This window comes from Streptomyces sp. BPTC-684, from assembly GCF_030028635.1.
GTDB lineage: Bacteria > Actinomycetota > Actinomycetes > Streptomycetales > Streptomycetaceae > Streptomyces > Streptomyces noboritoensis.
The window spans coordinates 7,044,132-7,066,518 of sequence record NZ_CP124863.1 but is presented as its reverse complement, the minus strand read 5'-3'; the positions used below and the strand labels follow the sequence as shown (position 1 = coordinate 7,066,518).

At 69.4% G+C, this 22,387-nt stretch carries 21 protein-coding genes; 7 read left to right on the top strand and 14 right to left on the bottom strand.

Annotation, left to right across the window (positions count from 1 at the left end; translation table 11 throughout):
* The first annotated feature begins 42 nt into the window (after positions 1–42).
* Positions 43–660 (top strand): hypothetical protein, encoded by a 618-nt coding sequence (locus QIY60_RS31400; RefSeq protein ID WP_283145554.1) that lies wholly within the window; start codon positions 43–45, stop codon positions 658–660.
* Positions 661–807: 147 nt separating this feature from the next.
* On the opposite strand, the gene QIY60_RS31395 is transcribed toward QIY60_RS31400, so the two are convergent.
* The 7 genes from QIY60_RS31395 to QIY60_RS32835 all read right to left on the bottom strand — a co-directional run bounded on the left by QIY60_RS31395 (position 808) and on the right by QIY60_RS32835 (position 7,800).
* A complete protein-coding gene (locus QIY60_RS31395) occupies positions 808–1,344 on the bottom strand; it encodes a pyridoxamine 5'-phosphate oxidase family protein (protein WP_283145553.1) in 537 nt (178 codons plus the stop codon).
* 3 nt (positions 1,345–1,347) lie between these two features.
* Complete coding sequence (locus QIY60_RS31390; RefSeq protein WP_283145552.1) at positions 1,348–1,710, bottom strand: hypothetical protein; 363 nt, start codon at positions 1,708–1,710, stop codon at positions 1,348–1,350.
* A gap of 16 nt (positions 1,711–1,726) precedes the next feature.
* The gene (locus QIY60_RS31385; protein WP_283145551.1) at positions 1,727–2,848 is read right to left on the bottom strand and encodes a peptidogalycan biosysnthesis protein; all 1,122 of its coding nucleotides are present in this window, start codon (positions 2,846–2,848) and stop codon (positions 1,727–1,729) included.
* Between the two features lie 76 nt (positions 2,849–2,924).
* The gene (locus QIY60_RS31380; protein WP_283145550.1) at positions 2,925–3,656 is read right to left on the bottom strand and encodes a class I SAM-dependent methyltransferase; all 732 of its coding nucleotides are present in this window, start codon (positions 3,654–3,656) and stop codon (positions 2,925–2,927) included.
* Between the two features lie 13 nt (positions 3,657–3,669).
* Complete coding sequence (locus QIY60_RS31375) at positions 3,670–5,082, bottom strand: tryptophanase (RefSeq protein WP_283145549.1); 1,413 nt, start codon at positions 5,080–5,082, stop codon at positions 3,670–3,672.
* 70 nt (positions 5,083–5,152) lie between these two features.
* On the bottom strand, positions 5,153–6,175 hold the full coding sequence (locus QIY60_RS31370) for a methyltransferase (protein WP_283145548.1): 1,023 nt from the start codon (positions 6,173–6,175) through the stop codon (positions 5,153–5,155).
* The gene (locus QIY60_RS32835; protein WP_349253972.1) at positions 6,172–7,800 is read right to left on the bottom strand and encodes an O-methyltransferase; all 1,629 of its coding nucleotides are present in this window, start codon (positions 7,798–7,800) and stop codon (positions 6,172–6,174) included. Before QIY60_RS32835 ends, QIY60_RS31370 begins: the two co-directional genes overlap by 4 nt.
* Before the next feature lie 1,016 nt (positions 7,801–8,816).
* Here QIY60_RS32835 and QIY60_RS31360 point away from each other — a divergent pair.
* Positions 8,817–9,581 (top strand): SDR family oxidoreductase, encoded by a 765-nt coding sequence (locus QIY60_RS31360; RefSeq protein WP_283145547.1) that lies wholly within the window; start codon positions 8,817–8,819, stop codon positions 9,579–9,581.
* Between the two features lie 229 nt (positions 9,582–9,810).
* On the opposite strand, the gene QIY60_RS31355 is transcribed toward QIY60_RS31360, so the two are convergent.
* Entirely contained in the window at positions 9,811–10,719 is a 909-nt protein-coding gene (locus QIY60_RS31355; RefSeq protein WP_283145546.1) for an AraC family transcriptional regulator, read from the bottom strand.
* Positions 10,720–11,082: 363 nt separating this feature from the next.
* Here QIY60_RS31355 and QIY60_RS31350 point away from each other — a divergent pair, with 363 nt between their 5' ends.
* A complete protein-coding gene (locus tag QIY60_RS31350) occupies positions 11,083–11,745 on the top strand; it encodes a hypothetical protein (RefSeq protein ID WP_283145545.1) in 663 nt (220 codons plus the stop codon).
* A gap of 21 nt (positions 11,746–11,766) precedes the next feature.
* Here the strand turns inward: QIY60_RS31350 and QIY60_RS31345 are convergent, their stop codons facing one another.
* Positions 11,767–11,976, bottom strand: a complete 210-nt coding sequence (locus QIY60_RS31345; protein ID WP_283145544.1) for a hypothetical protein — start codon at positions 11,974–11,976, stop codon at positions 11,767–11,769.
* Positions 11,977–12,477: 501 nt separating this feature from the next.
* Between QIY60_RS31345 and QIY60_RS31340 the strand changes: the two genes are divergently transcribed.
* Positions 12,478–14,145, top strand: coding sequence for a M4 family metallopeptidase (locus QIY60_RS31340; RefSeq protein ID WP_283145543.1), 1,668 nt, complete (start codon positions 12,478–12,480; stop codon positions 14,143–14,145).
* A 317-nt stretch (positions 14,146–14,462) separates the two neighbouring features.
* Here QIY60_RS31340 and QIY60_RS31335 read toward each other — a convergent pair whose 3' ends face one another.
* The 3 genes from QIY60_RS31335 to QIY60_RS31325 form a co-directional block, all read right to left on the bottom strand.
* Positions 14,463–15,338, bottom strand: a complete 876-nt coding sequence (locus tag QIY60_RS31335) for a hypothetical protein (RefSeq protein WP_349253971.1) — start codon at positions 15,336–15,338, stop codon at positions 14,463–14,465.
* Positions 15,248–15,793, bottom strand: coding sequence for a transposase (locus QIY60_RS31330; RefSeq protein ID WP_283146131.1), 546 nt, complete (start codon positions 15,791–15,793; stop codon positions 15,248–15,250). Before QIY60_RS31330 ends, QIY60_RS31335 begins: the two co-directional genes overlap by 91 nt.
* Positions 15,794–16,023: 230 nt before the next feature.
* Positions 16,024–16,566, bottom strand: coding sequence for a winged helix-turn-helix domain-containing protein (locus QIY60_RS31325; RefSeq protein ID WP_283145542.1), 543 nt, complete (start codon positions 16,564–16,566; stop codon positions 16,024–16,026).
* A 57-nt stretch (positions 16,567–16,623) separates the two neighbouring features.
* On the opposite strand from QIY60_RS31325, the gene QIY60_RS31320 reads away from it, so the two are divergent.
* A complete protein-coding gene (locus tag QIY60_RS31320) occupies positions 16,624–17,529 on the top strand; it encodes a S41 family peptidase (RefSeq protein ID WP_283145541.1) in 906 nt (301 codons plus the stop codon).
* Between the two features lie 256 nt (positions 17,530–17,785).
* On the opposite strand, the gene QIY60_RS31315 is transcribed toward QIY60_RS31320, so the two are convergent.
* Entirely contained in the window at positions 17,786–18,028 is a 243-nt protein-coding gene (locus QIY60_RS31315; protein ID WP_283145540.1) for a transposase, read from the bottom strand.
* 312 nt (positions 18,029–18,340) lie between these two features.
* On the opposite strand from QIY60_RS31315, the gene QIY60_RS31310 reads away from it, so the two are divergent.
* On the top strand, positions 18,341–18,490 hold the full coding sequence (locus tag QIY60_RS31310) for a hypothetical protein (protein WP_283145539.1): 150 nt from the start codon (positions 18,341–18,343) through the stop codon (positions 18,488–18,490).
* Positions 18,491–18,556: 66 nt separating this feature from the next.
* Here the strand turns inward: QIY60_RS31310 and QIY60_RS31305 are convergent, their stop codons facing one another.
* Entirely contained in the window at positions 18,557–19,279 is a 723-nt protein-coding gene (locus QIY60_RS31305) for a DUF998 domain-containing protein (protein WP_283145538.1), read from the bottom strand.
* A 2,173-nt stretch (positions 19,280–21,452) separates the two neighbouring features.
* Between QIY60_RS31305 and QIY60_RS31300 the strand changes: the two genes are divergently transcribed.
* Complete coding sequence (locus QIY60_RS31300) at positions 21,453–22,001, top strand: RICIN domain-containing protein (RefSeq protein WP_283145537.1); 549 nt, start codon at positions 21,453–21,455, stop codon at positions 21,999–22,001.
* The last annotated feature ends 386 nt before the right edge of the window (positions 22,002–22,387 follow it).

The following is a 22,387-nucleotide window of genomic DNA, read 5'->3' as shown; positions in this document are numbered from 1 at the left end:
GCTGACCGTGCCGATCCGCAGGAGGCCTGCAAGGCCGACGGCATGAGGGAAGCAGTCTCCGGCGCGGTCCTGGTGGCCGAGATCACCGAGAACGGCGCCTGCCCGCCACAGGCGGGCGGGCGCCTGAGTACCGAGGACACCACCGTCGCCCCCCTGCGCCAGATCGCCTCGCTCGCCCCCGGCTCGACGCTCGCCATGACGTTCCTGCTGCCCGTCGAACTCCTCGACCCGGCCGACCGCCCCGGCCTGCGGGCCAGCGAGGAAGGCGCCCGCGCGTCCGGAACGCCGTTCCTCAGCTTCTACGCCCCACAGGAGATGCCGACCCTGGCCCGCGAAGCCGGCTTCAAGGACGCCTGCCACGTCTCGGGGGCCTCGCACGCCCGAGCGCTACTTCGCCGCCCGCCCCGGACCGCCTGCACCCGTCCACCGGCGAGGACATCCTGCTGGCCACCACCTGACCCCGCCACGCAGCCTCCGTACATACGCCGCCGCCCCGCGCACGCGACACTGGCCACCGCGCGGCAGCCGCACCACCAAGCCGCCCCGGCCTGGCCGGGCGGGCTCCAGCCGGAGCCCACGGCGCACAACGAAAACGCCCCGCCCAGGACCACCGGGACCTGCCGGACGGGGCACCGTCACCGCTGGAACAGACGGACATGAGCGGTCCCAGCCAGCGGTCCCAGCCGACCGCGCCACGACCCGCCCCGCTTCCCCGGACTGCCACGCGCAGCAAGTCCGGACACCGCACAGCCGCCTACCAGCGGTGCTTGCGGCGCAGCCGCAGACCCACGAGCCCGACCCGGCACATCACCCGGGTGAACGGTCCGGCTCTCCGGGATGTGGGGCGAGGGTTTCGATCGGAATCGCGATCCGCTGGTCGTGCTTGTCGACGAGCCAGCGCTCGATGTCCAGGAGCCACCAGTGCAGCACTTCCACCACGTAGAACCGCCGCGGTCCGGCGCCGTGGAACTCCTGCTCGGGCAGCAGCCATGCGCTGCGGGTGTCATCGTCGGGGAAGTTCAGCTCGTAGTACGCCCGGTGATACTCCGTCAGGCTGCCGGGGCCCACAACCCGGCAGCGGCCGGTGAACTGGGCGCCGTCGAGGCCGAAGCCGGCAAGTCCGGTCATGTAGATCGAGCCCGCGATCACGGGGTGTCGTTCCACGTTGCGGGAGTGCTGGGCGGTGTGCAGGGAGTAGTAGAGCAGCCTGAGCGGCCGGTACAGGGCGACGAAGTTGACGGTCGACGCCCAGGGGGATGTGCCGTCCGAGGTGGCGAGGGTCATGAAGCGGGCGTTGGCCAGCAGGAAGTGGCTGCGCTCGGCGAGTTCTGCGGAGTCTGTCATGGCTCACCTTTCCGGGCCGGGGGTGCGGTCGAACCCGATGGTGACCGGGGGGTCGCTGAGCAGGGCCGCGTCGAGCAGCTGCCACCATGTGCCCTGTTCGGCGCGCCGACGGTCCCAGGCCGGGACGCGGCCGCGCTCCGACAGCTGCCGACGGTAGTGGCCCCAGGCGGCCTCGTCGGCGAAGGTGACGGTGTGCTCGATCGTGTGGACGTCCGTACCGACCGTACGGACCGTCCAGCGGGTGGCGAGTACGGTGTCGAGGCCGTCGTAGAACCACTTCTCGCGCTCTTGCACCCAGGCCCAGAACTTCCGCGGATCCGCTTCCGCGGCAGCGGTGAGCCTGATCCGGTAGACGAGGTGGAGCATGGCGGGTGCCTCCTGTTCAGGGATCGGGACCGGGCCGCACGGCGTCCCAGCGGCCCCATTCGGTGCCCATGGCCTGGGGCCTGGCGGCGCACCGTTGACGCCATCGCCGGGCCACAGCGCGGTTGAAGGCGAGAGCCCGCTCACGGCTGCACACCTCGTGGTCAAGGGGAAGCACCACCGCGGCGAGCGGGGAGAGCGTGGCGCCGCGGCGCGCCTTGAGGTTCCAGGCCGAGACGGCCAGCCGGTAGCGGCTCAGGCCGTGGGCGGCGGCGTAGTCGAGAGGCGCGCGGTAAGTGAGGACGAAGTACTCACAGGCCGGCTCGGCTGTCCGGTAGTCGAAGCCGTAGTAGCGCGCGTAGAGACGATCGTGGTGGGTGTAGCAGACGGTGACCGCCAGCGGTCGGCCGGCGCGGATTCCGAAGCAGCCGACGGCCTGCTCCAGTACGCCGGATCGGCGCTGTGCCGCGAAGGACCGCCGCATCAAGGCGGGGTCCGCGGTGCCGCCGTAGCGGGCCCGGTTCTGGGTCACCAGGTCGGCGGCGGCCCGGCCCGTCTCCCCTGTCAGCCGCAGCCACTTGACGACCGTGCCGGCGCGGTCGCAGGCACGCAGTTCGGCGCGGCGGCGGGTGCGGTCGGGCTGGCTCATCCGTGTGAACTGGTCCCTCGATCCACCGGCGGGGACGTCCATGTTGGCGTCCGCGTCGTGCAGCAGAACCCGTGCGCGGGGATGGGCACGCGCGAGGTCCACCGCGTCGTCCGGGGCCAGATAGGGCAGGACCAGTCCCGCCGCGCCCCGTGCGCGGGCCACCGTGAGCGCCCCGTGCACGAGCCCCGTGAGAGTGGGGTGGCGGAGCTCGCCTCGTACGCAGACCAGCTCGTTGTACACCGAGCGCCGGGCTCCCAGCCACAGGTAGTCGGCCGGCCGGCGCAGAGCCAGGCCTGGGAGCATGTCCGGCAGGCAGAACAGACCGGGGCCGTCGGCGTCGCCGGGCCAGGTGGGCAGGGCGCCCAGCAGCGTGCCGTCACACGACGCGGTCACGATGTCCTCGCTGCCATGGGCGAGTTCGAGGCTGCGCAGCCACCCGTAGCTGTTGTAGAAGTTGTCCGGTCCGACGAGCGCGTCCCACTGCTCCCGCATGACACCGCGAAGGCAGGGCACGGTGTGCGGTGTGATGCGGTCGGCCCAGGTGTCCCGTCCGCCCGAGGAACCCACTTCAGACCTTTGCACACGTGATCATCGACGCGTGCGGGCAGTCCAGATACGGGTGCCAGAACTCCTCCCCGTACCGTGCGATCCCCTCCTCGGACACGCGGAAGGCGGGCCAGTCGATCGCCTCGAAGCCGGACTCGCGCAACGCCCTCTCCAAAGTGCCGCGCGTCCAGTACCGGGCGGTGATCTGTTCTGCGTAGCGGCCGAAGCAGAGTTCCAGCGTCACACGCGAGGCATCCGCCCTCGGCTCGGCGTCGAAGAGCCGCAGTCCGTACCGCTCGTAGTAGGCGCGCCCGCCGTGGTAGTCGGGGTTGACCGGGAGTGTCACGAACAACCCTCCGGGCCGCAGTGCGCGAGCAGCGATCGAGCACATCTCGACCAGCGTGGTGTAGTCCTCGGCGTACGGCAGGATGTACACGCCCAACGCGCGTCCGAAGGCACCGGCCTCGGCGTCGGATGCGGTGGTGGTGTATTCGATGCCCAGCGGCCGGTCGGCCTCCCGTCGCCGGGCGACGGCGATCATGCCTTCGGAGATGTCGTATCCGACGACGCGGGCCGCGCCTCGGCGCTTCATCACGCGGCTGTACAGCCCGGTGCCGCAACCGATGTCGTAAATCTGCTCGCCTTCCAGTGCGCCCAGCGCGCGGAGCACACTGAAGGACTCCAGGTGTGCCCTCCACGGCAGACGGAACATCTCCTCGTACATGTCCCCGAGCGCATCGAATCTGCTGGCCATGGTCTTCCTCCCCTCACGAAATCTGTGCCGGTGCGAGAGGGGAATCGGGGGCGGCGGGGGCGAAGCGGGCCTGGAAGAAGCGCAGGTTTTCGGGTTCGTGGACGAACACGAGGCCGCTGTCGAGGCGGTCGCGTTGTTTGTGCACGCGGATGGCGCTGTCGGCGACGAGGTCCATGTGGCTCTGGGTGTAGACGCGGCGAGGAATGGTGAGGCGGACGAGTTCGAGGCGGGGGTAGCGGTTCTCTCCGGTGGCCCGGTCGCGGCCGGCGGAGACGGCGCCGCGTTCGGCGGCGCGGACTCCGGAGTCGAGGTAGAGGGCGGCGGCCAGGGTCTGGGCGGGGAACTGCTCGCGGGGCACGCGGGGCAGGGTGGCGGCGGCGTCGATGCACACGGCGTGGCCGCCGGTGGGACGTACGAGGGGAAGGCCCGCGTCGGCCAGTTGCTGTCCGAGGTAGGCGACTTGGTCGATGCGGGCCTTGATGTTCTCCTCCTGGACGGATTCGGCGATGCCGACGGATATGGCTTCCATGTCGCGGCCGGCCATGCCGCCGTAGGTGTGGAGTCCTTCGTAGAGGACGACGAGGTTACGGGCCTGCTCGGCCAGGTGGGGGTCGCGCAGGGCGAGCCAGCCGCCGATGTTGGCATAGCTGTCCTTCTTCGCGGACATGGCGGCGCCGTCGGTGCGGGCGCAGATCTCCCTCAGGACGGCGGCCACACTGTGCTCGCGCCAGGCCTTCTCGCGCTGCTTGATGAACCAGGCGTTCTCCACGGCACGGGCGGCGTCCAGGATGACGGGGATGCCGTGGCGGTGGGCGAGTTCGTGGACCCGGGTGAGGTTGGCCAGGCTGATCGGTTGTCCGCCGGCCATGTTGACGGTGGCCGCCACGCAGACGTACGGGATGCTCCGCGGCCCGACGTCGTCGATGAGCCGTTCCAGCTTGGCGAGGTCGACGTTGCCCTTGAAGGGGTGCTCGCAGGCCGGGTCGTGGGCTTCGTCGATGATGACGTCGTGGAAGGTGCCGCCGTTGAGCTCCTGGTGGGCCCGGGTGGTGGTGAAGTACATGTTGCCGGGAACGTGGTGACCGGGGCGGATCAGGATGCGGGAGAGGATGTTCTCCGCGCCCCGGCCCTGGTGGGTGGGAATGAGGTGCTCGTAGCCGTAGTACTCGCGGACGGCCGCTTCCAGGCGGTAGAAGCTGCGGGCACCGGCGTAGGCCTCGTCCCCGGTCATCATCGCGGCCCACTGGCGGTCGGACATGGCGTTGGTGCCCGAGTCGGTGTAGAGGTCGATGTAGACGTCCTCGGAGCGCAGCAGGCTGATGTTGTACCCGGCCGCCTGCAGTGCCTGTTGCCGCTGGCGGCGGGTGGTGGTCCGCAGCGGTTCGACCATCTTGATACGCCATGGTTCTGCCGGGTGTCGGGGCATGGCTCCTCATTCGGGCCGGGAAGGGGGACGAGCCGGGGCGGCTCCGGGGCGGGCCGGGCGGACCTGTGGGTCAGTGCTTGCGGGCGACCAGGACACCGTTGGCCCCCGGACCGTCGAAGGGGGTGACCCCGTCCGGCTCGAGCCCGGCCGCGCGCAGCCAGGCGGAGTATTCGGCGGCGGTGTAGTTCCTGCCCCAGGTCTCCGCCAGCATGTTCAGGCTCATCAGCGCGGCCAGCGGCGGCCCCTGCTTGTCGTCGGCGACGAAGGACTCGCAGATGAGCAGGAGCCCGCCCGGCGGGAGAGCGACGGCGCAGGTCTTGAGGATCCTCTGTACGTCGCTTTCGCCCCAGTCGTGCAGGATGTTGGAGAGCAGTACGGCGTCGTGCCCGGCGGGGAGGCGGTCGGTGAAGAAGTCCCCGGCGGTGAAGGCGATGCGGTCGTCCAGCCCGGCCGCGGCGACCCAGGGCCGGGTGAGGTCGCAGACGAAGGGCAGGTCGAAGACGGTCACGCGCAGGTGCGGATAGCGGCGGCACAGCTCGACGCCGAAGGCGCCACCACCGCCGCCGACATCGAGGAGGCGGTCGACCTTCGCGAAGTCCAGGGCGCCGGCGAGCAGGTGGGCGGTGTAGGCGGACAGGGAGTGCATACCGCGCCAGAAGTGCTCGGCCACCACCGGGTCGTCCGGCGCGAACAGCGACTCCTGGCGTTCGACGTCCCAGGTGGTCGGGTGGTTGCCGCGCAGGGAGTCCGCCAGCTTGAGGTAGGCCGGGTATTCGTGGCGGTCCACGACCGTGATCCAGCCGCCGAAGTAGTACGGCTTGCCGCGTACCAGGAACTCCTCGGACATCGGCGTGTTGGAGTAGGTGCCGTCGCTGTCCAGCCGCAGCAGGCCCAGCGCCGTGCAGGCGGTGAGCAACAGCTCGGCGGGCCGCTGCGCCAGGCCGTGCCGCTCGGCGAAGTCCGCGGCCGTCCCCGCGCGCCCGCCGGACAGGTCCGTGAACAGCTCCAGTTCGGTGGCCAGGGCCAGGGCCTTGAAGGCGTAGACCCCCGAGGTGAGCTCCATCAGGGGCAGTGGCGTGACCTGATGCTTCATGGCATGCCTCCGGTCGTGGCGGGGAGTTTGCGGGCGAGGGTCACACCGTCGGCGATGGGCAGCATGACCAGTTCCATCCGGGCATCGGCGAGGGCGTGGTCGTTGAAGGCACGGATGGCCGCCGCGTTGCCCACCGCCTCCGCGTCCACCACGGCCCCGCCGTAGAAGACGTTGTCGGCCACCAGGAGCCCGCCGGGCCGCAGCCGGGGCACCAGTTCTTCCCAGTAGCCGATGTATCCGGCTTTGTCGGCGTCGATGAACGCGAGGTCCACGGGCGGCTGTGCGGGCAGGGCGGCCAGCGTCTCGGCGGCAGGTCCCAGGTGCCGCTCGACGCGCTCCGCCACACCGGCTCTCTGCCACGCCTCGTGGGCGATGTCCGTCCACTCCCGGGACAGGTCGCACGTCACCACCCGGCCGCCCGGCGGCACTCCCCGTGCCAGGCACAGGGTGGAGTAGCCGGTGAAGGTCCCCACCTCCACCACCAGGCGTGCGCCGACGAGACGGGCCAGCAAGGTGAGCAGGGCGCCCTGCTCGGGCGGTATCTGCATCTCGGCGACCTGGCCGAGCGTACGGGTGCGCTTGATCAGGTCTTGGGCGACGGTGTCGGGCGGGGTGCCGTGCTCGACCATGTACCGGCGCAGTTCGTCGGTCAGTTCGACGTCCTTGACCAGTTTCATGGGACCTCCGTGGGTGAACGGGACCGGCTCGGACCCGGTGAGGTCCGTGCGGGACGTGGTGGGCAGAGGTGCGGCGTGGTCCCGTAATGCCGCGGCGAGGTCCGCGGCCTGCCGCCGCACCCGGAGCAGTGCCGTGCGTTCCAGCTTCGAGATTTCCTCGCGGAAGCCTTGGGGGGCTGTCTGTGCGGCGGGCGGACCCCGGTAGTACAGTCCGCAGCTCTCCAGGTCGGCGATGATCCTCAGCAGCCGGTGCAGCAACTGCGCCCGCAGCCCATGCGCGCACACGGTCGCTCTGCGGGTGAGGAAGAAGCGGTCGTACAGATCGGACTCCTCCGCGGTGGGCTCGCTGCCCGCGCGCCGCCCGGCCCGCTCCAGCAGCGAGACGCCCCCGGGTACCAGCCGCCCGGCCACCGCGATGTGTACGTGGTGGTTGCGCCGCACGGCCCGGGTCACCACGGGCGGGGCTCCATCCGCCGCCGTCTTGAGGAGGCGGGCCAACCCCTGGTGGTCGCGCGCCCATTCACCGCTGAACGCCGGATGCCACTGGGCCATCCATGGACGGATCATCCGCTGGTAGAGCTCGGGCGGACAGCTTCCGGCGTACAGCAGCAGGACGGAGTACAGGTCCAGCAGGGCGACTATGTCGTCGGCGGGAAGGGGACCGGGACGCGTGAGTGCCGCGCGCAGCAGCGACCACTCCAGGAACGCGGTCTGATGGCCGAAGATCCACCGGTACGCGGCCAGGTCGGGGGTACGGGCGGGAGGCGCGCAGACGTCCAGGGGACAGCCCAGTTCAGCAGCTCCGGCCAGCGTGATCCCCTCGAACACCCGGAACGGGTCAGCGTGGGCCGCGGCGCAGCGCGGCACCCCGTCGGCACAGCGCGCAGCCCGCGCACCCGGCAGCGGGAGAGCCAGGACGTCGAGCGCATCACCTGCGAACTCCTGCATCGCCTCACCGCCCTTGCCGCCCTTGCCGGTTCGGGGCGGAGCACGCCCGGGCCCCAACCGTCCGTGGGGAGAACGGGTTGGATGCCACCCGGAACCATTGAGAGGGAACATACGAGCGAAGGGAATGTGTGCAAGTCGTCGGGCGACGTACGGGCCGGGCGCACGGATGCACACTGTTGTCTGTACGTACCACTGGCGTACGGCCTGTTCGCGCACGAGTGCTCGCGCGCGCCGGAGCTCGGCCGGTGACGGAACCTGGCGGCGGAGGGACGGTTTCACCCCGGCCACCAGGGCTCCTGCGCGGCTGGGAGCGCCGCTGGGGCACACTTGCGCGGAAGGCCCCGCCGCCCCGGGGGGGGTGGTTTCCAGGGATCGTCGCACCACGTATCTCCCGGCGTCGGCGGGCGGCGCGGTGTTGCGCGGCGAGCATGGCGGCCGGGTCGGGTTCGGCGCAGTGATGGAGATGCCGGCGCTGTTGATGCCGGCGTGCGCGTCTCCTTGGGCGAGTGCAGCTGGGCGACCGGCCGCAGTCCCACCCACACTGAGGACGAAGCGGAGCGGTCGATGCCCGGGATCAAGATGTTCCCTCCGCGGGCGACGAGTGCCAGGGGCGCGCAGACGACTTTGACGTCCGGGTGAGTGCGGGCAGCCTTCCAGTCCTCGACGCGCGCGCAGACCACGCCGGGCGGCACGGCGACACCGGGGGTCAGACCGGATGCGCGGACGACTGCGGCGCCCCAGGCGATGCCGACGGCACCGGCCTCGCGCCCACGACGCCGTGGCACGAGCCCGACAACCCATCGGAAAGCCAGGTATCCCTGACCCCGCCCCATCATTCTTCGACTTCGGCGCGCCGAACGCCGTACTCGCGGTCACCCGATGAGTGGTTTGTTCCAGGCGTGATCGGATCATTCAAGATCGATGAAGGCCGGGCAGAGGAGTCTGGGCGAAGCGCGGCACGCGGCGCAGCGGTGCCGGATCCGCGTCCCGTCGGACACATCTGCAAGGAGGCTGTCATGGTCGACACCCCGGACAAGACGCTCAACGGCAAGGTCGCCTTCGTCGGTGGCGCGTCCCGAAATCTCGGCGGACTGATCAGTACCACCCTGGGGGCGGACGGCGCACTGGTGGCCGTCCACTACAACAGCGACTCCTCGCGCGCCAAGGCGGAGGACGTGGCCGCGGAGATCAACGCGGGCCCGGGCGAGGCGTTCGCGATCCAGGCCGATCTCACGCGTGCCATGGAGGTGGAGCGGGTCTTCGACGAGGTGGTCAACCGGTTCGGAAGGCTCGACTACAGCATCAACACCGCAGGCATGGTGCTGAAGAAGCCGCTCACCGAGATCACGGAGGAGGAGTACGACCATATGTTCGCGGTCAACTCCAAGGCCGCGTTCTTCGTGATGCGGGAAGCCGCACGCCGGATCGAGGACGGCGGCAAGATCATCACGATCGTCACCTCGCTGCTCGCCGCCTACACGGGCCTGTACTCCTCGTACGCGGGCAGCAAGGCACCGGTCGAGCACTTCACCCGCGCCCTTTCGAAGGAACTCTTCGGCCGGAACATCTCGGTCAACAACATCGCCCCGGGGCCGATGGACACCTCCTTCTTCTACCCGGCCGAGGACGCCGACTCCGTCGCGTATCACAAGTCCTCAGCGATGAACGGCGACCTGACCAAGATCGAGGACATCGTCCCGTGGGTCCGCCATCTGCTGACCGACGGCTGGTGGGCCAACGGCCAGACACTCTTCCTCAACGGCGGCTACACCACCCGCTGACCTGCCGTTCCTCGACGCTGTGCGGAGCACCCCACCGGGGCTCCGCACAGCGCCCCTCGCCTTCCCGGACCGCTCGCCCGGCACGATCGGAGAGTCGGCATGTCGTCGTCCCGGCGCGATTACCAGCAGGACCACGTCCACTTCAGCGAGGGAGCCCGTCCCCCGGACACCGCTACCGCCCGGACATACAGGCGTCTGGACGGGCTGGAGCAACGCGTCATGGGCCGCCTCACGAACTCAGTCCGTCCGGTGCTGGGCCGCCGACGGTGCCGGATCCGCCGTCCCTGAGCGCTTTGGGGGTCAAGCCGGTGTACCGGCGCAAGCTGCGGGTGAGATGGCTCTGGTCGGCGAAGCCGCACCGCTGGGCGATGGCGGCGAGCGGGGCGTCGGTGGCGAGCAGGGCACGCCGGGCCTGTTCCAGCCGCAGACCGAGCAGGTACTGGTGCGGCGACTGACCCGTCGAGGCGCGGAACGCGCGGGTGAAGTGGGAAGTGCTCACGTCCGCGACGGCGGCGAGCTGCTCAAGGGTGAGACGCTCGGCGAGGCAGGTGTGCATATGGTCCAGGACACGGTTCAGACGTCGGGGCGGCAGACCGCCGGTGGCCGGGGGCAGCGGGACGGCGCGGCTGGTGGAGGTCTTGACGAGGTGGGCTCCGAGGGCCTGCACCAGACTCTGGGCGTAGAGGGAGTCGGCGGGCTGCGACTGCTCGTACTCGGTGACCAGTTTTTCGACGAGCATGGCCAGGAACGGGTCGTCGACATGACAGCGCGGTACAACCTCCGGTGTCCCGGGGACGCTGTTCTCCTGAAGCAGCCTGTCCAGCCAGGCCGGGTCGAAGGCCACGCACATCAGTTCCGCGTCCTTGTCCCACAACGGCCGGCAGTCCCACTGGGCGGGGTTCACGATCGACTGGCCCTGGCGAAACCGCTCATGAAACGAGTGCCCCTCGTCCGACCAGCGCAGATTCGTGGAGGTGCCGACGTGTACGAGTACGACATGCCAGGCCGGTGCCATGGGCCGCGCGCTGCGCCAGGTGTCGGCCGCGGGGCTGGTGTTGCGTTCCACGACCGCCTCGTCCAGCTCCCTACCGCTGCCGGAGTGGTTGACCAAGTGGGGTTTGATGAGCGAGGGGGCCATGTCACCCATTCTGATCCGTACGGGTGAAGATCGCCGCCCAGAAAGCGCTGACCAGCGGAAACAGGGCAGAACACCGAGGCTGAACAAGGCAGACCGCTGCTTCGGCACCTGCACGTCGTCATCGGGCCGCCCGGCCGCCAAGAGGTCGAGCACCTACGGCTACGGCGGCCGCGCGACGAAGCTACGCGGTGAGGCCGGGGCAGTCCGCAACCGAGCGGGCCGGCGGCGGCGAGCCGCCCACGCAGGCCCGCCAGGTACTCGTGTTCCCTGGGAGTCCACCTCACCCACCACGCGGGGGCCTTCGTGTCCCGTCTCAATGCCCGGCCGGCCACTCGGTAGGCTCGGGGACCGGCGCGGTGGCTGATGGGCCGCGCCTACCACGAGATCCGCGTCGACAGCCCGATCGAGAGCGAAGGCCCCTTCCCCCGCACCGCGCGCCCGCTCGCGGACACCGACCTCCTCTTCGCGCTGCGCCTGCTCCTGCCCGGCATCCGCATCACCACCGAAGACAGCGAGGGCGGCATGCGCGCCTGGCTGCACGACGGCCGCTCCTCTTGGGCCGTTCTGATCACCACCAACACCACCACCGAGGCAGCAACCGTCTATCAGAGCGGTGAGCGCCGCCTCGCTCACGAGATCGTCGCGGCCTGGCAGCAGTGGGAAGGCACCGGCGCGCCAGGCCCGTACGACTTCGGCATGACGCGCACCGAGGACCAGCAGTACATCTTCAGCAACGCCCCGCACACCGGGCCACGCTGGCAGCCCCTCACCACCGCCGCACTCCCCCGACCCGCCTCATCAGGCAGGACTTCCGCGATCCGCCAACTCGTCCTCGCTCACCTACCCTCCACAGCTGAGCAGACGAGCAAGCGCGGTCTTCACTGCCAGATGGTGAGGTCACCGCCTGACGTACACACCACACGCAGATTGTTCGGGCCGGTGGTATTCCATGCTTCGAAGCGCGGTCAGCCGCGACGGCGAGCCGGGCGCCCTTGGCGAACTCCACGAGCAGCCGCCCGTCCTTGAAGGCGGTCGCTTCAGTGACGGTCATGCCGAAGAGCCCAGTGCTACGGCTACCTCTTGCCGCTCGGGAACGAGGGGCATCGTCGGCCCACCGCCGTTGTCTTCCATCGCGGCATCGGCTTCTACGCTGATCCAGGTGTCCTCGCCCAGCCGCAGGCTCAGCTGGTGGTCCATCTGCGACTCACTGACGGTGAGGCCGACGAGAGGGAGCCGCCAGCGGCCATCGAATTCCACTACGTCGGATCACGTCGCACGGGCACGGTGTCATACGCCTTCTCACAGGAACGACTCGAGCCCTGTCCCCAGAGTCTCGTGGAGAGCCGGCGCCCCGCGGCGCTTTCGGTCCCCCCAGCCGGGCCGTCGACGCGGCAGACATACGTTTCCCCCAGCAGGCATGTCGCTCCCATGTGCGGCCGACACACTAGCCCAGCGGTACGAAGCAGCATTCACCTCCTTCCCGGCCGAACTGGCCATCGCGACAGCGCTTCTTGGGCACGTGAGATGTCTTTCAGGCGTGTTGCGGATTCCTGTGCTACCCGTGTCGGCACGTGTCAGGGCCTTGTCCTTCCTGTGAACAGGCAGGCGGCAAATCCGGCATGAGCGGCCGAACCCCCTTTTGTGCCGCGTGACATGTGCGCGGCGGGCTGAGAGTGTCCCTGCCCATCAAGGCAGTCCCTCCTTGAACGGTTGGGCGGCGATCCCGCCCAACTCCCCATGACTCTCTGGAGAATCCCCATGTCCTCGCTTTCCCCCACCGGCGGCAGGGCGCGCCGTCTCGCCCTCACGTCCGGCGCCGCCGTCCTCACCGGCGCCCTGCTGGCCACCGGTGCCGCCACCGCATCGGCGAGCGCCGCTCCGGAGCACCACGACGGCACCTCCGTCGCGGCCACCGCCCAGGCGCTCGGCCTCGGTGCCAAGGAGAAGCTGGTCGTCAAGGACGTCATCAAGGACGCCGACGGCACGGTCCACACCCGCTACGAGCGCACCTACGCCGGTCTTCCGGTCCTCGGCGGCGACCTCGTCGTCCACCGTGCCGCCGACGGCGCCGTCAAGGACGTCACCAAGGCCGTCAAAACCGCCATCAAGGTCGCCTCGCTCACCCCGAAGCAGACCCCGACCGCCGCCACGTCCGTTGCGGTCAAGGCTGCCAAGGCCGCGAAGACCACGGGTGCCGCCACCGGCGATGCCCCCCGCAAGGTCATCTGGGCCGCCGACGGCAAGCCCGTCCTCGCCTACGAGACCGTCGTCACCGGCACCCAGCACGACGGCGTCACCCCGAGCCGACTGCGCGTCATCACCGACGCCGACACCGGCAAGAAGCTGTACGAGATCCAGCTGATCGACGGCATAGCCGACGGCATCACCGGCAAGGGCACTGCCGGCGCCGCCAAGCCTGCCGGCGCCCAGGCCGCCGCCGTCGGCACCGGCGCCAGCCAGTACAGCGGCACCGTCAGCCTGAACACCACCAAGTCGTCGACGGGTTACACCCTCGTCGACAGCGTGCGCGGCGGCTCCAGCACCGTCGACCTCAAGCACAGGACGAGCGGCAAGGGCACCGTCTTCACCGACGCGGACAACAAGTGGGGCACCGGCAGCCCCGCCAACAACCAGACCGCCGCCGTGGACGCCGCCTACGGCGCCGCCCAGACCTGGGACTTCTACAAGAACGTCCTGCACCGCAACGGCATCAAGAACGACGGCCGGGCCCCGGTCTCCCGCGTCCACTACGGCAACGCGTACGTCAACGCCTTCTGGGACGACAGCTCCTTCACCATCACCTACGGCGACGGCGCGAGCAACCAGCACCCGCTGACCCAGCTCGACGTGGCCGGCCACGAGTTCAGCCACGGCGTCACCTCCGCCACCGCGAACCTGCAGTACTCCGGTGAGTCCGGCGGCCTGAACGAGGCCACCTCGGACATCTTCGGCACCGCGGTGGAGTGGAACGCGAACAACGCCCAGGACAAGGGCGACTACCTGCTCGGCGAGAAGATCGACATCTTCGGCAACGGCAAGCCGCTGCGCTACCAGGACAAGCCCAGCAAGGACGGCCGCGGTTCGGCCGACTACTGGAGCGCCGACGTCGGCAACCTCGACGTGCACTACTCCTCCGGTGTCGCCAACCACTTCTTCTACCTGCTGTCCGAGGGCAGCGGCGCGAAGGACATCAACGGCGTGCACTACGACAGCCCGACCGTGGACGGCTCCACGGTCACCGGCATCGGCCGCGACAAGGCGGTGCAGATCTGGTACAAGGCGCTGACCACGTACTTCACGTCCACCACCGACTACCACGGTGCCCGTCAGGGCACCTTGAAGGCGGCCACCGACCTCTACGGCGCGAACAGCGCCGAAGTCAAGGCCGTGGACGCCGCCTGGGCCGGGGTGAACGTCAAGGCCTGACCTTGAACCACACGGCGCCGCACCGGTGTGGAACCGGTGCGGCGCCGCCGCGACACCGCCGGGTTGCCGTGTGCCCCGAAGGCTACTGTCGCAGCCGCCGAACACGGACAAACGGCTGTGGGCGACCAGCTCGGGGTGGCGTCGCAGCAGCCCACGGATCTGGTGGGCTGCTGCGACCGTGCCGGGTTTCTCTCCCGGGGACAGGCATGGGCATCGACCGGCGCGGCCCACGAGTTACCGAGCGTGCTCGGGCCAAGCCGGAGCCAGCAGCGCGACGGCAGCATGCCACGCCGCCGGAGCACCGGAAGGGCGCCTGCTCACGGCCGGTGGTTTGTCAGACCGGGCGGTAGAGATCGAGAGGTCTGCCGGTGGCGACGGCGTTGATCAGGGCTTGGAGTTCGGTGGGCGGGGGCTCGGTTGTCCAGGCCCGCCAGCAGCGTTGCAGCATGGCCCAGGGCGTCAGCCAGCCACGGACGGCCCGGATGGCCCGGGGCCAGCAGGCTGGTTGGGGCTGCTGGGGCGTCGCTACTCCCCCTCTCCACCGGTCCTGACGGTTTGTCAGGCTCGGTGGTTGGTACGGCTGCAGATGGCGGGGGCAGGGCAAACCAGGTGTTCCAGCTGAAGCTGAACGCGCTGTTCACCAGCGTCTGGTGGCGGCGGACGGCGGTGTCGGAGCGGACCTGGAAGTCGGCCCAGCCAAGCTCGTCCTTGACCTGCTTGCAGCTCTGCTCGACCCAGTGCCGCAGCCCGTAGATCCGCATGATTTCGACGAGGCAGGCGGGCAGGTAAGACGATTCAGCGATGCGCGGGGAGCCGGGCCGGGGCAGATCGGGGTGGCCAGGTACCAGGTCGCCTTCGCCGGCAGGGGTGGCCGGGTCGGCGGTGGCCACGACCAGGCGGACGTTCCCGTCCGGGCCCCACCAGCCGAGCCGGGCCTCGGCGGCCCACCAGGTGGTGGTGTGTCCGCCCCAGAAGCTCCGCTCGATGCGCGACCAGTCCCCGGGGCGGTCCGCATCGATCCAGGCCAGAGCATGTGCGGCATCCACGGGGGTGTACTCGTCCGCCCCATAGGCCCAGGTGCCGTGCCGGGGCTTGAGGGCCATCACGAACGGCAGCCCGGCGATGTGCAGGTCGCGCCGGAAGCTGTCGTGGTCGCCGTAGGCGCAGTCGGCGGCCACCGCGCGGAAGACCAACCCGGCCGCCTTTGCCTGGGCGGCCAGGCCGGCAGCGATCTGCAGCTTGCTGCGGAACCCGGGGCGCTCTTGCCCTTGGAGAAGTGGCGGGCCGGGGTGTAGGGACAGGCGTACACCGGGTAGTAGACGCGCTCGTACGCCCAGCAGGTGGTCGCGGTGACCACACCTCGGTCGATCTTCCCGACCGAGCCCAGGTACTGCTTGCCTACGTGCGCGGTCGCCGTCCCTGCCTCGCGATCCTCGGAATCATCGACCACCAGCACCCCGTTGCCATGCGGCGCGGCGGCCGGATCGGCCAGCAGCAGCTCCAGGCGACCCGCGTTGACCTGCTCGCTGTCCCAGGCCGACTCCGAGAGGAAGAACTGCAACCGCTGCACTGCCGCACGCTGGGCGCCGACCACCGGTTCAGTACCGGCCAGGCAAGTCAGCGTCTTGTTCCGATCCCGCGGAAGCAGCAGCCCAGCCGGATACTCGCGGAACCCCCGCCGTTGGGCTGGCGTCCCCAGAGATCATCGAATCTTGCCGCGTACGCTTCCAGTGGACCGGGTGCGGGCGGACACGGCAGTCGCTTCGTCATCTCAAGCTCCACGGAGGTGAGTCGAAGCTCTCATCTCCGGCATACTGCTGCCACGATCCGCCGTCGACAAACCACCGCTAGGTGTGCTGTCTCGTGAGGTTGGTGCCGCTAGGCGGAACTGGTGGTGCTGGTCGGAAGAGCCTGCTGATAGAGCGCCACCAACACGCCGTGCACAGGCTGGTCTTCCGCATTTTCCTCGGCCTCGTCGACCAGTTGGGCGAGGGTCTCGCCGAGTTCTCTTGCCTTCGCGGGGCTGAGACGCAGGTGGCGCAGTGTCAGGTGGGTCTCGGCGGGAGAGCGGTCCAGCTCCTGGGCGACCGCGGCGAGCATCGCGGCGGTGCCTGCCGCTTGGGGTTCGGCGACGACCATGCGGCGGGCCGTGCGCTGGTAGTACTGCTCGGTGCCGCCGCGGACCTGGCGGGTCTCGGCGATGTGGACCAGCCCGGCTTCGCGGAGCACTTTGAGGTGGTGGGCCACGTTGCCCTTCTTCGCGTCGAGCTGCGCCGCAAGCTGGCTGGTGGTGGCAGGCCGGTGGCCCAGGGCGAAGAGCAACCGCTGACGCAACGGGTGAGAGAGCGCCGCGAACTGCTCAGGCGCACCGATCTCCAGGACGTCCTCAGGAGGCGGCAGGTAGGGAGGCTGATCGCGCATACCGAAAGTGTCTAAACTCTTTGACGCTTCCGCAAGGGCAGTGCTCTACTCCCTGCCATGACGATTCCAACGAAGCTTCGGCCTGCCCCTGTCATCGACGAGACAGCCCGGCTGCTGATCGAGCACTACGTTTTCCCTGAGACAGCCGAGCAGCTCGCCGGCCTGCTGCAACGACGCCTTGCCGAGGGCTCCTACGACGTCGACGGCGCCGAGGAGCTCGCCCGGCTGGTCACCGCGGACCTGCAGTCCGTCAACGCCGACCGACACCTGAGGCTGAAGCACCACGCCGACCCGGTGTCCCCGAAGCAGGGAGCGGCCACCCTGGACGCCATGCGCCGGGACTTCGACACCTCGCTGGGCGGTGCGCCCCGGGTGCAGTTGCTCGACGGCGGGGTCGCCGTGGTGGAGCTGGCACCGATGCTCTTTCCGCTGGAGTGGGCCGCCGAACCGCTGGGCGCCGCGCTCACCCTGGCCTCCCGCGCCCAGGCGCTGATCGTGGACCTTCGCGCCAACCGGGGCGGCGACCCGGACACGGTCGCCTTCGTCTGCAGCTACCTGCTCGACGAGCGCACCCACCTCAACACCATGCACTGGCGCCACGGCGAGCGCAGCGAGCAGTCCTGGAGCCTGCCGCACGTTCCCGGTGCGCGCTTCGGTGGCAGCAAGCCGTTGTACGTACTGTCCAGCGAAAGCACCTTCTCCGCCGCCGAAGAGCTGGCGTACAACCTCCAGCAGCTCGGCCGCGCCGTGGTCGTCGGCGAGCGCACCCGCGGCGGCGCACATCCGTGCAAGGGCTGGACGGTGCACCCGCACCTGGAAGCCACCGTCCCCGTTGGCCGCGCCATCAACCCCGTCTCCAGCACGAACTGGGAGGGCACCGGTGTGCAGCCGGACATCCCTTGCGCTGCTGCCGACTCCCTCGACCACGCGCACGCACTGGCCCTCGCCCGGCTGGCGGGCTGACCCAGTCCAGCTCGGGTGCGTTCTGAGTGAGAGGTCGTTGTGGTACCGATCGTGATGGCTGGTTTCCGCTGATTGCGCATGAACTCCGTGACGTCGAGGAAGAGTCGGGCCGTCGCGTTCGTCCGGGATGACACGGAGGTGTCGGTGGCTTCGCTCATGGGCTTGTTGGAGGTTCAGGAGGCGGCTGCGCGTATGCGGGTCGAAGAGCTCCGTGCGGAGGTTGACCGGGTGCTGGTCGAACTGGCGGATGTGGAGGTCATGTTGGAGCGGCGGACCATCGCCCGCGCGGAGCTGGCCGAGGCACCTTCCCGCGCAGCCGGTCGTGGAACTCGCCGATCAGCCCGCCCACGCGCCGGCGCCGGAAGAACACGTAGACCCGGTCCCAGGCGGGAAAATCGGCCGGCATCGCCCGCCAGGTGATGCCGCCCGCGACCAGGTAGCGGACCGCGTCGATCATCTGCCGGGGGCAGTAGCCGTCCGGCGCGTCCGTCCCGTTCATCCACGCGGGAATGGGGCGGGCGTCGCGCGGTTACCCACTCGGGTCCGTCATGTCGGAGGGGTAGGACCGCATCCTGCCCGGACGGTCACCCGCATTCCCGTACACATGCGCGAGACAATCACACGGCCGGGACGGCGAGTTGGGCTCGCGGGACGCAGGCGCGTAACACTGCGGCAACGGGGTCTGCCTGCTGCTCGGATGGCTTCGCACCCACGAGGTGTACAGGAGGCCCCGCCTTCATGCCCGGATCACCGGAAGATCACCCGGCCAGGAACCCTCGTTCGACCGGCAGACGAACTTCTCGGTACGACAATGGCTACTCAGAACACCGTCACCGGCGCGCTGACCATCACCAACGTCGCCACCGGTCTGGCCCGCGACACCGCCGACACCACCCCCGGCTCCACCGCAGTGGCCAACCCGGCCTACGCGGCCGCCCCGGGGCAGTCCTGGACCTCCTGAGGTATCCCAGCCCCGGCAGTCCGGCCGCCCTTCTCCGGCAGGAGGTGGGCGGCCGGACTGCTGGGGTCATGGGGAAGGGGCACCACCCCGCCCGGGCCGGGCGCCCCGGCGCCGCAGTTCCGCTGCGAGCAGCACGAACCAGAACCCGGCCGTGGCCAGATGGGCGCGTTGGGCGAGCCCTTGGCCGCCGGGGTGGCCGAAGAACGGGCCGACGGTGGCGATCGCCGCCGCCATCGACACCGGCAGCAGCCACGGACCCCAGCGGCGCACCAGGGTGAGAGAGAGCGCTTCGCGTCGGGCGGCGGCGGTGACCAGGGCCATCGACGCGAACAGGGCGAAGTGGACCAGGCCGCTGGTGAGAGTGTGCCGCAGGCTGGCCACCTCGCAGCCGGGTTCGATCGACGGCGCGCAGCGCATCGGCAGCAGCACGTCGGCCACCGAGAAGACGCCGACCCCGGCCAGCGCGGCCCAGCCCGCCCGGGCCAGCGGCTGCCCGTACAGACTCCGAGCCAGCATGGCGGCGGTCAGGACGAGTAGCGCGCAGGTCAGCTCGATGGCGCTGAACAGGACCCGGTGGGGCTGGTCGGCGGCGAACAACTCGCTGACGTAGGAGTCACGTTGGCTCAGCCCGGTGAGCAGCACGAACTGCAGGAGCCAGTCGTTGTAGGCGACCGCCGTCACCGCGAGCAGGCTCACCGCCACTGTCCGGCGCCGCCTCGCGGACGGAGTGTGCCCGTACCCGGTGGCCACTGCGCGGGCGGCGCCGCTGGATAGGGGTGCAGCTGGCATGCGAGGCTCCGTCAGAGGCGACCTTCTGGCCCCTGCACCGTGAGCCATGGCGCCACAGGGCGTCAAGACGGCCCTCGGTGAAATTGCCTGTCCGTCAACCACGAGTGCCGACGGCCACCTGACGTGAACCCCTGCTGGGCGCCGAAAGCTCCGGCCACCGGCGAGACCCGGCGGTCGGAGCGACGTCGGGGCAGCGACCCGGGAAGTGAAGCCTTACAGCGCGGTGATCTCACGCGTCAGCTGGGAGTGCCAGGGGCACCAGGTCGAGCGGGGCAGGAGCGCGCCGCCCACCTCGTTCAGGTGGGCGTTGACCCAGGCGATACAAACCCTCATTCGATCGACAGGTGAACTCCTCGGTACGACAACGGCTACCCAGGCATGCGGGGCAGTCCGGCCTTTGCCCGATCGCAGGTGCGGTGAGCGGACGGTCCCTCGCCCCGCTGCAGCAACGCCCTGACCTGCATACTTAACCCTCGATGAGACGAACTGCATCCCATCAGGCTTCGGTCAGATTCACTCAAGGTTCGGTGCGACAGGACAACGAGATCGTGAGGGAAGAGGGGGCATGGCCAGGTGTCCTATGACAGTTGATCTTCCTCTTTGCCACTGAATCTTCCTCAAGCTCAGCTTGTTGCCACTACGGTTTACTCGATTGGGGGGGCAGGTGACCAGGTGAGCACTGCAGGTGTGTTCGAGCGTGACGTCACCGGAGATGGGTTCACGCTCAGTTTCGTTGGTCCTGCGCTGGGGTGAGCAGCCACCGCGTAACGGGCCGTCAACCCTCGTCCTGGGCGGCTCCTCCGCGGCCACCGCCGACAACGGCTCCAACGCCAGCGTTGCCGTCATCGACGGCAACGGCATCGGTGGCGATGACTCGGGCACCTCCCCCCTCTGCCTTCACCGAAATCGAGCAAAGGAACGCCACCGTCGCCATCAACCTCAGCGAGCCCTGGTGGGCCCGACCCGCCCCACGCCGAGCATGGCGAAGCACCCTCCATACGAGAAGTCGAAGCCGTCCCCGGACTGTCCAGCCCCTCCTCCGTCGCCTACCAACTCCGGCGGATGAGGGGACAGGACGCGGTCGTCGAGATCCGAGGACGTCCCAGCGACCGCTGCCCCACTGCGGACGTTGACACCTGCCCCTGCCACGACCAGGCGACCCGGCCGGTGCTGCGCCGGAGCCCTGTACGTCGGCATGCGTCCAGCACAGCCGATAGCCCCGCCGGACACCCGGGGGTGCGACGGGTTTCCCATTTCCCGATCAGGAGCGGTGTCGGATGCGGTCCAGGTCCGCGTCGAGGACAGCAAGGCCGGTGGGGTTTCGCAGCTGCTGCTCGCGCGCCCATTCGTCCAGGTCCGCTTTGTACGCGGCCTGCACGGCGTCGATGGGTGGTGCCCGTCAGGGTGGCGAGAAGGTTTGGATCGTCGCGGTTCATGCCGTGATAGCGGTTGGCGGGGGGGCGCAACCGGAGGCGATGTCCGCAGGGCAGCTGCACCACCGAGCTGAACTCATTGCCGTGGCAGAGCATCACAGTCACCCATCTCCAATCCGGGACGTCCCCAGGGCGACACCCCCTGTGGCCGCCAGCAAGCCACAACCACCGACGGCACCGCCACCCACAAGCCTCGTTCGCCGCCCCCGGTATGCCCCTTGTCCGGGTACAGGGTGATCGGCTGGGGCCGACGCCGTCGTCTCGGGGCACGTCTGTGCGGGCTCCATGGTGTTCTCATTCTCCCGATGTCATCAAGGGCTGCCCGTTCCACTCAGCGGACCGGGGCCTGTGCGGTCCGGTCTCGCACCGACATGCTGATCCCGGTGACCAACACCGGTTCTGGAAGCGGTTGTTGGCCCGGAATACGTGGGCGTGCCCAGAACACCGTTATCGCAGACCGGCCCGGCCTGACCAGTCAGCCGTCGGACGGGAAAGTCACACTCCATGATGTGAGGGGAGTTTCGTGAGAAAGGACGTTGAGGCACGCTGGTCTTGGCGGACGGTCTACTAGCCAGTAGGGCGCGTTCGCGCAATTCGTGCCGCGCTGGCCTGCCCGATTGCTGCACGCGGCACCACGCACCCGCAACAGGGGAGAAGTCCGAAGTGCGGGCCGGGATCTTGCCCGCAACCGGTCGGCATACCGACCGTGACGGCAACGTTTCCATGAGGAGGGAACAAGCATGCATGTTCGCCGATGGCTCGTCGCCATCGCGACAGCGCTGGCTCTTGGGCCAGGAACGACCGCAGTCGCCGACGCCTCGCCCCAGGGCACGAGTTCTGCCGGCTGGCAACCGCAGCCCGGCGCGACCTACCAGTTCACGTCCCGCTGGAGCGGCAGATGCCTCGATGTCGCGGGCACCGGTGACTTCTCCAACGTCCGGCAATGGGACTGCGTGGGAGATGCCTACCAGCGCTGGACATTCGAGAATGCGGGCGGCGGCTACTACTACGTCCACCCCGCTTTCGACTCCGGTATGTGCCTGGATGTCGACACCCGGGGCGCCAACGGCGACTTCGGCGGCAACGTCCACCTGTACCACTGCTGGCAGGGACAGAACCAGATGTGGCGGCCGGACGACATCGGTGACGGCTGGTCCTCCGTGATCGCTCGTCACAACGGCAAGGCCCTGGACGTGGACACCCGCGCCGGCAACATCAACAACGCCAACGTCCACAACTTTACCTACTGGGGTGGAAACAACCAGATGTGGCGCATCACCCCAGTCTGATCGGGTTACCAACTGGCCCTGCATTCCTCACGGTTTGACGCCCGGTTGATCCAGACCGAGCGTGACGCTCTGACCGCACGGACGTGCTCCGTACCGCCGAACTCTCGACCGTACGGAGCACTCTGCGTACACCGCCTGACCGGCGCCATGCAGTTCCAGACCCTGCCCCGCCGGCCCAGTCACGACAAGGACCCAGCAGGCGAGTCCATCATCGGTGCCCAGCACGAATCGAGCCGTGGTTGTAGACGTCGGCGACGCGCCCGTGGCGGGTCTGAAACGAGGGGCTCGCCTTTCCAGGCCCAAGCCTCCTGCAGAGGGAACAACCCAACCGGATCGCGGTTCCCATGGGGGCCAGTCCGGCGGGAGCTGCCCCAGCGGCAGAAGGC